The 10096-nt window shown below is 61.5% G+C and carries 9 protein-coding genes, 1 tRNA gene and 2 pseudogenes; 7 read left to right on the top strand and 5 right to left on the bottom strand.

Features of this window, described 5'->3' with window-relative positions:
- From NCS02_RS06745 to NCS02_RS06735, 3 genes and pseudogenes are all read right to left on the bottom strand, one after another.
- A pseudogene (locus NCS02_RS06745) lies at positions 1 to 140 on the bottom strand (type VI secretion system lipoprotein TssJ); the annotation flags it as partial.
- 181 nt (positions 141 to 321) lie between these two features.
- A pseudogene (locus NCS02_RS06740) lies at positions 322 to 513 on the bottom strand (type VI secretion system baseplate subunit TssF); the annotation flags it as partial.
- On the bottom strand, positions 504 to 983 hold the full coding sequence (locus NCS02_RS06735; RefSeq protein ID WP_244808115.1) for a contractile injection system protein, VgrG/Pvc8 family: 480 nt from the start codon (positions 981 to 983) through the stop codon (positions 504 to 506). The pseudogene NCS02_RS06740 and the gene NCS02_RS06735, both read right to left, overlap by 10 nt.
- Positions 984 to 1394: 411 nt before the next feature.
- On the opposite strand from NCS02_RS06735, the gene tssC reads away from it, so the two are divergent.
- From tssC to tssE, 4 genes are all read left to right on the top strand, one after another.
- Positions 1395 to 2783, top strand: coding sequence for a type VI secretion system contractile sheath large subunit (gene tssC / locus NCS02_RS06730; RefSeq protein ID WP_175980008.1), 1389 nt, complete (start codon positions 1395 to 1397; stop codon positions 2781 to 2783).
- A gap of 64 nt (positions 2784 to 2847) precedes the next feature.
- Positions 2848 to 4194 carry a type VI secretion system baseplate subunit TssK gene (tssK, locus tag NCS02_RS06725; RefSeq protein ID WP_175980007.1) on the top strand — a complete coding sequence of 449 codons (1347 nt, stop codon included), beginning with the start codon at positions 2848 to 2850 and terminating at the stop codon, positions 4192 to 4194.
- Positions 4195 to 4199: 5 nt separating this feature from the next.
- A complete protein-coding gene (locus tag NCS02_RS06720; protein ID WP_244808039.1) occupies positions 4200 to 4859 on the top strand; it encodes a DotU/TssL family secretion system protein in 660 nt (219 codons plus the stop codon).
- Positions 4860 to 4895: 36 nt separating this feature from the next.
- Positions 4896 to 5324, top strand: coding sequence for a type VI secretion system baseplate subunit TssE (gene tssE, locus NCS02_RS06715; protein WP_244808114.1), 429 nt, complete (start codon positions 4896 to 4898; stop codon positions 5322 to 5324).
- A gap of 271 nt (positions 5325 to 5595) precedes the next feature.
- Here the strand turns inward: tssE and NCS02_RS06710 are convergent.
- Positions 5596 to 5672 (bottom strand) — tRNA-Met (locus tag NCS02_RS06710).
- A gap of 147 nt (positions 5673 to 5819) precedes the next feature.
- Between NCS02_RS06710 and NCS02_RS06705 the strand changes: the two genes are divergently transcribed.
- The 3 genes from NCS02_RS06705 (at position 5820) to NCS02_RS06695 (ending at position 7073) form a co-directional block, all read left to right on the top strand.
- The gene (locus tag NCS02_RS06705) at positions 5820 to 6200 is read left to right on the top strand and encodes a DUF2946 domain-containing protein (RefSeq protein ID WP_034473600.1); all 381 of its coding nucleotides are present in this window, start codon (positions 5820 to 5822) and stop codon (positions 6198 to 6200) included.
- Positions 6201 to 6271: 71 nt separating this feature from the next.
- Positions 6272 to 6634 (top strand): copper resistance CopC family protein, encoded by a 363-nt coding sequence (locus NCS02_RS06700; protein ID WP_008349969.1) that lies wholly within the window; start codon positions 6272 to 6274, stop codon positions 6632 to 6634.
- A 7-nt stretch (positions 6635 to 6641) separates the two neighbouring features.
- Entirely contained in the window at positions 6642 to 7073 is a 432-nt protein-coding gene (locus tag NCS02_RS06695) for a copper chaperone PCu(A)C (RefSeq protein WP_008349971.1), read from the top strand.
- Between the two features lie 60 nt (positions 7074 to 7133).
- Here NCS02_RS06695 and NCS02_RS06690 read toward each other — a convergent pair whose 3' ends face one another.
- The gene (locus NCS02_RS06690) at positions 7134 to 9683 is read right to left on the bottom strand and encodes a penicillin-binding protein 1A (protein ID WP_244808038.1); all 2550 of its coding nucleotides are present in this window, start codon (positions 9681 to 9683) and stop codon (positions 7134 to 7136) included.
- Between the last annotated feature and the right edge of the window lie 413 nt (positions 9684 to 10096).

Genomic DNA, 10096 nt, shown 5'->3' with positions numbered 1-10096 from the left:
TCGACGTTCATCGACTTGACTTGCGTGGTGAAGAGCCACTCGGCTGCGCTTACCGTGCTGTCCTTCGTGGCCTGCCACGCGCCGCAGCCGGCGATCGAGAGCAGACTGGCCGTGGCGAGTGCGGTCGTTGCGCTTCGCATCAGGCGGCCCGTGATGGAAGCATTCGAGTTGTAGTGATGCATGGTCGGTCCTGCCCTGCTTGATTTATTCGGCTGCGCCATCCCAGCGCCCCAGATGCACGCGCGTAGTGCGCGCAGGCTCGTCCGTCGGGGCCGAGCGGTCGAACAGTTGCGTCGTCAATCCCAGACTGGTTTGCTTCGGCTTCGTCTCCGGCCACTCGATGCGCGCGCCCGACGGCTGGGAGATGACGACCAGCTTCGTATAGAGATTCAGCGTCGCGTAGAGCGCAAGGAAGCGATTCAGCATGCCGCCGAACATGTCCAGATCTCCGTCGCCCGCGAAGCGCGTGCTGTCGAGTGTCACGCTCACTTCGACCCCGCGCATCAGTCCACCGGCACCCATTGGTCGCCCTGTAACTGGATCACGCCCGCGAGTTGCGTGGCGAGGAACGTGTCGATGAGCCCGCCTTGCGGACGCAGAAAACGCGCGAGTTCCGGCAGCGAGGCGTCGTTGACGGTACTCGCGAACGGATACACGCCCCGCAACCGAAAAAGGTACTGGTGCGGTTTGAACTTGTGACGAACCAAGATCGCCTCGAGGATTTGAGGGATCGTCTTGTGCTGATAGATTTTGGTGTCGCGAATGCCCTGCAGGCGCGCGAGATGAGATTTGACAACAATCTCATAGCTCACGAAGTCGTTTGTCGTCTTGATTCTTGAGAATGACGAGATGAACCCAGACCACTTACGCGTGGTACCGTCATCGGCGGTCAGCGAAAAGCTCGCCTCCTGGTTCAGATAGTCGCGACGGGAAATGGCACGGGGGTGGGAGACGAGGACCGTCAAGACCACTGGCTCGCCCATCTTCTCCGAGATATGATGCGCCGTCACTGACAGGAGCGCCGCACTGTCTGCGCTCGGCACTTCAAGGTGCTGCGACTGACGCCCCGTCACCAGGCTCGTGATCCGCTCTGCTGCGTCCAATAAGCTGGACATGGTCATACACTCCTTTCTCTGCAATGCTATCGATGCTTGCCAGAAAGCAAGCGGTGATCAGTCTTCGCATGGATGCGCCATTGGCATCGGACCATAGCTCATTGGCAATCGATCTGTAAGAGGGAAATGTCTTAGTTATCCGTATTCCTGATCTTTCTCAAAGCGCGATAGCATCTCACGTTCGGACGTGATATACGTTGCCGCCTCATCGAATTAACGGCACGCGGTCTCGCCTCTAGGGCGATTGCTCTCGTTACCGCGCTTAAAGCATATTCAAGCATGTTGGTGCATATTCCGTCCGATTCTCGACACCTCACTTCGCACGCGGTCATTGACGCGTCCGATCGATCTGCCTCCGCGCCGCAGCGATCATCCGAATTGCACATCGACATGGAGATCGCGAGTGTCGATCAACGGCTCGGCGATCAACTCGATGCGATCCTGCATCACCCCGACTTCCAGCGGCTCGAAGCGGCCTGGCGGGGCTTGAAGTTTCTGGTCGACCAAACAGACTTTCGCAAGAATGTGCACATCGAAGTGCTCGACGTCGACAAGGAAACGCTGCGGCGGGATTTCGAAGACGCACCCGACGTCGTTCAGAGCGGCCTGTTCCGACACACCTACACCGAGGAATACGACACACCGGGGGGCCAGCCGATCGCTGCTCTGATCTCAAACTACGCATTCGATCGCAGCCCGCAGGATATGGCGCTGTTGCGCGACATTTCGAAAGTGTCCGCCGCCGCACACATGCCGTTCATCGGCGCGGTGTCGCCTGAATTCTTCGGCAAGGCATCAATGGAAGATGTCGTCGCAATTCGCGACCTGCGCGGCCATTTCGAACGCGCCGAATATTTTCGATGGAACAGTCTGCGCAAGACGGACGATGCGCGTTATCTGGGTCTGACGCTGCCGCGCTTTCTGGCGCGTCTTCCGTACGGTGCTGATACGACACCGGTGCGCTCATTCAACTACACCGAGGCGGTGAACCATTCGAATGGCGCCGGATATCTCTGGGCGAACGCGTCGTTCGCTTTCGCCACCAATCTCGTGCGAAGCTTCGTGCGCAACGGCTGGTGCATCCAGATCCGCGGGCCGCGCGCGGGCGGGATCGTCGAGAACCTGCCCACGCAACTGTACGCGCTCGGCGCCGGCAATCTCGCCAAGATTCGCACCGATGCACTCGTGCCCGAGACGCGTGAGTTCGAGTTCGCTCATATCGGTCTGATCGCGCTGTCGCATTTCCAAAATCACGATGACGCGTGCTTCTACTCCGCGCACTCCGTTCAGAAGCCCGAGGACTTCGACACCAAGGAAGCGAGCGCCAACAGCCGCGTCAATGCCCGCTTGCCTTACATCTTTCTGCTCTCGCGAATCGCGCATCATCTGAAGATGATCCAGCGCGAGAACATCGGTACGACCAAGGACCGGCGGCTGCTGGAGCTCGAGCTCAACACCTGGGTCAAGACGCTCGTCACCGAAATGACCGCGCCTGGCGACGACTTGCAGGCCTCGCACCCGCTGCGCGAGGCGCGCGTGGAGGTGGAAGACATCGAGGACAACCCGGGGTTCTTTCGCATGAAGCTCTTTATCGTGCCGCATTTCCAGATCGAGGGCATGGACATCGGTCTCTCGCTCACTTCGCAGATGCCCAGGGCGAAGAATTGAACCCGTTCAATCCGGCGGAAGCGTGTCGAAACGCGCTCCCGGCGACATCAAGACCTTCAACCTTATGAAAATAACGAGACCCCTATGGGCACAAGGCGTCTTTATGACGCCGCAGCACTTCCAGCAACAAGCGTTGTGGGAGCAGTTCGCGAACGCGCGCATCGCCGAGATGGCGAGCCCCGATCCTTGGGGCGTGATCGACGTGGCAGTCGACAAACAGGCGCTGGGCATCGATCGTGTGCAGTTCACCAAGCTGGTACTGCGCTTGCCCGATGGGACGCTCATCGACAGCGACACGTCCGACTGGCTCCCGGCCGCGCGCAGTCTCGATGAAGTCGGCTCGCAATACGATGCGATAACGGTGCTCGCGGGTGTGGCGCTCGTCGATGCGCAAGGCGGCAACTGCATCGAGCCTGGGGCGAAACCCGCCCGGCCACGCCGGTTCGTGCGGGAGTATCTGCACGTCGCTGATTTGTACGGCGAAGGTAAGGAAGAAATCAGCGTCGAACGCCACGCCGTCTCTTTGCTGTTCGATTTCGAGGCGGGCGGCGATTACGTGACGTGCCCGGTTGCGCGCTTTATCCGCAATGCGCAGGGACGCTTCGAACTCGATGCGGCCTTCGTGCCGCCGTGCCTGTTCTTGTCGGCCCATACGATGTTGACGACACGCATGAAGCGCCTGTCGGAAATCCTCAGCGCGAAGAGCGCGAGCCTGGCGGTGCGCCGGCGCGAACGTTCGGACCAGATCGCCGACTACGCGGTCGCCGACGTCTCGCTCTTCTGGCTGCTGCACAGCGTGAACTCGTCCTGGCCGGAACTCGCGCGGCTGGTGCAGGCACCGAATCAGCATCCGGAGCGGCTCTATGCGCTGCTTTCGCGGCTGGCGGGTTCGCTTCTGACTTTCTCCACGACGGAGACGTTGCAGGCGCTCCCCGCCTACGACCATCGCGCACCGGAGCCCGTGTTCGCGGAGCTGGAGTCGCTCATTCGCAATTTGCTCGATACGGTCATCCCATCGCGCGTGGTGCCGATCGCACTAGAGCGCGTGCGCGGCACGGTCTGGACCGGCCAGATCGAAGACGAGCGGCTCGTCGAGGATGCGGATTACTACCTCTCGGTGCAGGCCGCGCTGCCCGCTCATGCACTCATCGAGCAGTTCCCGAGACTCTGCAAGGCGGGCGCGCCCGATGAAGTCGAACAGATCGTCAATTCGGCGCTCTCCGGCATTCCGATCAAACCGATGGCGCGTCTGCCCGCGGCGATTCCGGTACGCATCGAGAACCAGTACTTCGCGCTCGATGCATCGCACCCGGCTTTCAAACGCATGATCGATGCGCGCGCGTGTCGGTTCTACGTGCCTGCCTCAATTCCCGATGTTTCGCTCGAACTTTATGCGGTGCTACCGACGTGAACAGCATGACATTGAATGTCGACATCGATCTGCTGCCGGTGGCGCTGCGCGACACGGCGCTCACGGTCGCGGATTTTGCCGACGAAAGCATAGAGAAGTCTGCGGACGATTTGAAAACGACGTGCAAAGCTCAAATCGATGCCCTGACTGCCGAACTCAAAGCACGAGGGTATCCGCAAGACGTGATCGAGGACGCCCGATACGCCCAGTGCGCGCTGCTCGACGAAGCGGCCTTGAACAGTCTAAGAGGCGATGAACGCGAGGACTGGGAACGCCGACCGTTGCAGTTGGAGAAGTTCGAGACCAACGATGCCGGCGAAGAACTCGTGCGGCGAATCCGAGAGCGGCTGCGAGACCCCAGGCCGGTGCTTGCGCTGCTCGCGATCTTCGGCGCGGTGCTGGATCTCGGTTTCACGGGGAGACTCGCCCTCGAAGGCGACGACGCGAAAATTCGCCTCCGACGGGCCATCGATGCTCAGCTTCGTGTCGAGCAGAGGCAGCAGAAGGATGATGGCTCCGTCATCGTCAAAGCGCCAATTATGCGTGCGTGGACGCAGCGAATCTCTCCGCTCGCCGGCATCGCAGTCGCTTGCGTAGTGGTCGGGCTGATCTGGTTTGGAATCAATGCGTGGCTGGATGCGTCCGTTGCCCGCATGACGCAATGAAAGGAGCGCAGGCATGAAACACGAGGTCAAACGATGATGCGCGCGGGACCCGGCCTCTTCGAGCGGATCACCGGACACTTCGCGGACGGAACGGCGATCATCGATCACTCGCCCGAAGAGCAGACTTTCTATTCGGTGCGGGACAACATCCAGCGGATTCTCAACAGCCGTCGCAAGGCGCTCGCGCATTTGCCCGGGTATGGGCTCGACGATCTGTCCGAGATATACCGGCACTTGCCGGCTTCCGCGCATAAGTTGAAAACCGAGATCGAGTCGACGTTGCTCGAGTACGAGCCACGCCTGAGGGCGATCGACATCGAGATCAACAAGCCCGAGCCGGGCATGCTATTGAGCTTCACGATGGCGTGTCACCTACGACGCGAGGGGCTTGTGCGCTTCGGCACGGACTTCATGCCGGATGGCAGGACGCGGTTGAGGATGCTTCAGCAGGCCCTCGATGAGTGAGCGTTCGACTGAGGTTCCCCTCGAATCGATGTCGTGGCTTCCGCAAGGAGCGATTCATTTCTGATCGCGCGTCCGAGCGCTGCACGCATCAGGCCTTTAGTTGGCGAACGGGTGGTAGAAGCCGCAGGCCTTTCGCTGATCCTTGATGCGACTCGGGCGCGCACGAGCGCGGTTCTGGCCGCGCGATTGACAAGGCATATTTGCATTGAAAAGACAGACAACAAAAAACCCGCTCAAAGGCGGGTTTGATGGTGTGACGGCTTGCCGATATTGGTTGCGGGGGTAGGATTTGAACCTACGACCTTCGGGTTATGAGCCCGACGAGCTGCCAGACTGCTCCACCCCGCGTCCGTCGAAGAAAAGATTATATGTCATCGCTTACTTTGCCGCAACACCCTATTTTCTAAAACAATCAATCGATGCGTCCCATCCCTCGCGAAGCGCCTACAAACGCGCATGGCATAATCGCTCGTTCATCATCGTCCATGTATCGGCATGCATCACTTGCGTCGGGGCATCATCGGGAAGATCGGCGGGTTCGCTGCGATATGCGCGATCCTGCTGCTCTCGCTCGCGCCCGTCGCATCGCAAACGCTCGAACATGCGCGCATCGAATCGTTGCTCGCGTCCGTGTGCGCAACCGATGCCCAGTCATCGCGCGACACGCATCCGCAAAAGCATGACACCGTCGATCATCTGCAGGCCTGCGCTTATTGCGATCTCATCGCGCACGCGCCCACGCCGACCGTATCGCCGCATCGCGCGGCCGCCCTTCTCCCGCCGCGCGAAACCTTCGTCGCAAATCATCGCACCGACGCGCCTCGCCGAGCATCGCTCACCGCCGCACAACCGCGCGCCCCGCCCGCCTTCGCCTGATTCGCATCGGCAAACACAGACTTCGTTCATCGCCTGAACCCCCATCGGTTTCGGGCACGCAAGGACACATCATGCTTTCATCATCGTTGATGCGCAGCGCACTCGCGCTCGCGTTCATCGGCTCCGCGCAACTCGCATTCGCGCATGCATTGCCGAAGCTGCAACAACCCGGCCCCGGCGCGACCGTCAGCGCCCCGCACGAAGTTGCGATCGACTTCGGCGAAGCACTCGAACCGACCTTCAGCAAGCTCATCGTCACCAATGCGCAGGGCACGCAAGTCAACACCGAGAAATCCACAGTCGATGCACGCGACAAAAAGCACATGAGCGTCGCGCTCCCCGATCTCGCGCCGGGCGTCTACAAGGTCCAATGGAGCGCGTTCGCGGCCGACGGGCATCGCACGCAAGGCCACTACAACTTCACCGTCAAGTGAGGACACAATGAAAAAAATCGCTGTACTCGCGAGCGCGCTCGTCTGCGCATCGTTCGCTCAGGCCGCGACGCTCGAGGCCCGCGATTGCTGGGTTCGTGCGATGCCGCCGAACCTGCCGTCATCGGGCTACTTCACCGTCGCCAACAACGGCGACAAACCCGCGACCCTCACGGCCGCGGAAACGCCCGCGTTCGGCATGACGATGATGCACAAGTCGGAAAGCAAGAACGGCACGGCGACGATGTCGGCGGTCGATTCCGTCGATGTCCCCGCGCACGGCACCTTGAACTTCGCGCCGAAGGGCTATCACCTGATGCTCGAAGAGCCCGGCAAGCCGCTCAAGGTCGGCTCGACGATTCCGCTCACGCTATCGTTCGCGGACAAGTCGACGCTCAAGGTGAACTGTGACGTGAAGTCGGCAGCGACGGTCGGCCACTGAGTTTCGCGCCCCCCAAAAAAAAGCGCGCCGGATTGTGAAGTCCGGCGCGCTTTTTTATCGCTAGTGCTTGCTGAACAGATCCATGATCTGCTTGCGCTCGTCGGTCGTAACCTGCGGCGCGGGCGGCGCCTGCATGCCCGCCGGACCCACGCCGCCCATCGTGGTGGCATCGCCCGCCATCGGATTGGCGTTATCCAGCCCGATGCTCGCGACGAATCCCGCGCCCGGCGTCCGGTCGGCGTAGAAGAGTTCGCCATCGACCGTGGTGATGCCGTCCGGCCGCTCCATCTGCTCCTGCGGAATGCCACGCAGCGCGCGTCCCATGTACTCGACCCAGATCGGCAACGCGAGCTGCGCGCCGAACTCGCGGCTGCCGAGCGTCTTCGGCTGGTCGTAGCCCATCCACGCGACCGCGACGAGCTGCTTCTGATAGCCCGCGAACCAGCCATCCTTTGCGTCGTTGGTCGTGCCGGTCTTGCCTTGCAGATCGTTGCGCTTCAACACGTTGGTGCCCGAGCCCGTGCCCTGCGTCGCGACGGTATGCAGCAGGCTGTTCATGATGTACGCGTTGCGCGGCTCGAGCGTCTGCGGCGCGTTGCTCCCCGCGATCAGCGGATTGGCGCGCGAGATCACGGTGCCGCGCGCATCGGCGACCTCGGCGATCAGATACGGATTAATGCGATAGCCGCCGTTCGCGAACACCGAGTACGCACCGCTCAACTGCAACGGCGTGACGAGACCCGCGCCGAGCGCGAGCGGCAGATAAGGCGGCGTCTTGTCCTTGTCGAAGCCGAACTTCTGCGTGACGAAGTCCTGCGCGTAGCCCGTGCCGATATACGAGAGGATGCGGATCGACACGAGGTTCTTCGACTTCTGCAGGCCGACGCGCATCGACATCGGGCCGTCGGGCTGGTCATCGTCCTTCGGCTCCCACGCATCGCCGCCGCCCGCCGCGGGAAAATACAGCGGCGCGTCGTTGATGATGGTCGCCGGTCCGAGACCCTTGTCGAGCGCCGCCGAATAGATGAACGGCTTGAAGCTTGAACCCGGCTGACGCCATGCCTGCGTAACGTGATTGAACTTGTTCTTGTTGAAGTCGAAGCCGCCGACGAGCGCGCGGATCGCGCCGTCCTGCGGCGTCATCGAAACCAGTGCGCCTTCGACCTGCGGCAACTGCGTGATCTGCCAGTTGCCCTTGCCGTCCTTCGTGAGACGCACGATCGAGCCCGGCTTGATCGCGAGCGCCTTCGATGCGTTGTTGCGCAGCGCCGCCGCCACGAAGCGCAGGCCGTCGCCCGCGATCGTCGCAGTATCGCCGCCGACGAACTGTGCGCTCACCTGCTTCGGGCTCGCGGCCGTGACCACCGCCGCGACGAGCTCGCCGTTGTCCGGATGATCGACGAGCGCGTCTTCGATGGCCTCGGCGCGGTCATCCGCGTTCGACGGCAGATTGACATTGCCCTCCGGCCCGCGATAGCCATGCCGGCGCTCATAGTCCATCACGCCCTTGCGCACGGCTTTATACGCGGCGTCCTGATCGGCGGAATCGATGGTCGTCGTCACCGTGAGGCCGCGCGTGTAGGTCTCTTCCTTGTATTGGGCGTACATCATCTGCCGGACCATTTCCGCGACGTATTCCGCATGCACGCCGTATTCGGTGCCCGATGACTTCGTGTGAATTTCCTCGGCGCTCGCCTGAGCGAACTGTTCGCGCGTGATGAAGTTCAGATCGAGCATGCGCTTCAGGATGTACTGCTGACGCACCTTCGCGCGCTTCGGATTGACGACCGGGTTATACGCCGACGGCGCTTTCGGCAGGCCCGCGAGCATCGCCGCTTCGGCAAGCGTGATGTCCTTCAGGTCCTTGCCGAAGTACACGCGCGCAGCAGCCGAAAAACCGTACGCGCGCTCGCCCAGATAGATCTGGTTCATGTACAGCTCGAGAATCTGATCCTTCGTGAGCGCGCTCTCGATCTTGTACGCGAGCAGCATCTCGTAGATCTTGCGCGTATAGGTTTTCTCGCTCGACAGGAAGAAGTTGCGCGCGACCTGCATCGTGATCGTGCTCGCGCCTTGCGATGCGCCGCCGTGCATCAGATCGGTCACGCCCGCGCGCAGGATGCCGACGAAGTCGACGCCGCCGTGATCGTAGAAGCGGTAATCCTCGATTGCGAGCACCGCCTTCTTCATCTGATCGGGAATGTCCTGAAAGCGCACGAGGCTGCGGCGCTCCTCGCCGAACTCGCCGATCAGCACGTGATCGGCCGTATAGACGCGCAGCGGCACCTTCGGACGATAGTCGATGAGCGCATTGAGCGACGGCAGATTCGGCCCCATGACGACGAGCGCATAACCGACGATGAGCGCGCCGATCACCACGCCGATGGCCGCGAGTCCCGCGAACCAGAGCGCGATGCGTGCGAGCGGAGAGCGGCCCCGGCCGCCGCGGTCATTGCGATCGTTGCGGTCATTGCGGCCGCCACCGCCGTTGCGCCCGCCGCCGTCGCGGCCGCCCGAGTCATTGCGTGAGTCGTTGCGTGAGTCGTTCCAGCGGGGTTCGCGATCGTAGCGCGAGGAATTCGATGAGTCGGGTCGTTTGATGATAGGCATGACTGGGTTCGTTCGGCGCGCCATGAAGCGCGCCCGCTGCCGCGCTGCGATGCGCCGAAAAACGACGCGACTGCCAAGACGGGACGAGCGAATGTGCAGGCCGGATCCGGCCGGAGGTAACAGCGCATTTTAAAGAATTCGCGCGGGCCACCACAAAATGCGCAGGATTTTTTTGTAAGTAAATTGCCGCGAGCCCGCCAGATGCGCGCCAATGTTGTGTTACCCACAGAAAGTGTTGAGAGCCTTGTGGACAACCGTATGAGAAAATGCACAAGTCGTTGATCGCGCGCCGTTTTTGCGCAACGCTCATCGCGTGTGATGCGAGGCCATTCACACGCACGGCCGCGCGCAAACCGATATGATGGATGAATGGATCGCGGGTTCCCGAAACGGCTCTCGCGAGCCTGCAATAA

This window comes from Caballeronia sp. NCF2, assembly GCF_023631205.1.
Lineage (GTDB): Bacteria > Pseudomonadota > Gammaproteobacteria > Burkholderiales > Burkholderiaceae > Caballeronia > Caballeronia zhejiangensis.
Note: the sequence above shows the minus strand (reverse complement) of the source record. Positions and strands in the feature narration are given on the sequence as shown.